The organism is Vibrio sp. Vb1574 (genome assembly GCF_033338675.1).
The window spans coordinates 1-1,586 of the sequence record NZ_JAWOTC010000151.1; the positions used below are offsets into that span (position 1 = coordinate 1).

General features: G+C 48.2%; 1 protein-coding gene. It reads right to left on the reverse strand.

The window, feature by feature from the left end; genetic code table 11:
- Positions 1–1,457 (reverse strand): phospho-sugar mutase (locus tag R7O12_RS24330; protein ID WP_318126603.1); only part of this gene is annotated, 1,457 nt, incomplete at its 3' end.
- Positions 1,458–1,586 lie beyond the last annotated feature (129 nt).

The window sequence follows — 1,586 nt, forward strand, 5'->3', positions numbered from 1 at the left end:
ACGGAAGTTTTCAAGTCCTCAGTAACCGATACTTTCTTGCCTGCAATTTCGCTTGGTGGATTTGCACGTAACTTGTCACCAATTGGTGGTGAGTTTGGATCCAACGCAATACTACGCTGAGCGTTAAAGTAAAAACCGTGTTGACGGTAAAGCGCTTCCAACTTGTCCCACAGTGTTTTGCCTCGTGCTTTGAGCTTTCCGGTTAATTGCGAAAACGCAACAATCGCGGACAAACCATCTTTATCCCACACCTTGTTGCCAACGGTGTAGCCGAGCGCCTCTTCGTAAGCAAACAAGAACGGATGTTGCTCGGTTTCTTGGCTCATCGCGACGTTGGTTAGCCATTTAAAGCCTGTTAGCGTTTGGTAATACTCTGCGCCATGCGCTTTTGCGATGCTGCTCAAGAGGCGAGATGACACGATGGTGTTACCGACCAGTGAGTTCGGCTGTTGCTCTAGCAAGTAATCACCAAACAATGAACCAACTTGGTCGCCAGTTAACATTTGGTATTCACCGTCTGGGCGTTTTACGGCGACGGCGAAACGGTCTGCATCTGGGTCGTTAGCACAGGCGATATCCGCATCTACGGATTTACCGAGCGCCATGACCATGTCCATTGCCCCTGCTTCTTCTGGATTTGGGAAGTTAACTGTAGGGAATGTGCCATCAGGTTCGCGCTGCTCCGCAACACTGGCCACTTTTTTAAAGCCAGCGTCAGCAAGTAACGTTTCTGCCATGTCTGCGCCAACACCGTGCATCGCAGTGTAAGCGATAGAAATATCGGTGTTGCTATCAGGAGTCAGCAGAGCATTTTCGTTCATGGTTTTACGGTAAGTTTGGTAGTAGTCATCTTCCAACCAAACCAGTAAGCCTTGTTGTTTAGCATCGTCTAAAGATATCAACGGCAGAGGCTTTGTGGTCGCTTCATCAATTTTTGCCGCGATGCCCGAGTCGTGAGGTGGAATGATTTGCGCGCCATTTTCCCAATACACTTTGAAGCCGTTGTATTCGGGTGGATTGTGGCTAGCGGTTACAACAACGGCCGCTGCAGCATTCATTGTGCGTACACCAAAAGCAACAATAGGCGTTGCCGCGACTTGGTAGGTTAGGTAAACCTTGATACCGAGTGCTGTTAAGACAGAAGCAGTATCGTGCGCGAACTGTTTAGAATCTGGTCGGCCATCGTAACCAATAACAACGCCGCGACTCGCTGCATCTTGCACTTGTTCAAGTAAATAGTGGCCGAGACCTGTGGCAGTTTCTTGAATCACCAAACGGTTCATTCGGTTTGGACCTGCGCCCACTTTGCCACGAAGACCCGCGGTACCAAAGGCAAGACGGGAGCCGAAGCGGTCAGAAAGTTCTTGTTCATTATTCGTATCAACGAGGTGCTGAAGCTCTTCACGAGTTTTAGGGTCAGGATCTCGCGCTAGCCATTGAGTAATTAGTGCTGTCATATCTTTCATTCCTTAGCAGGGGGAGCCTACTTGTTTGGACACTTTTTCTGAAAAAGTATCCAATGTTTTCTTTCACTTTAATGTAAATGGTTCTCAATTACATTTCAAAGAGGGCAATCGATAAACCGA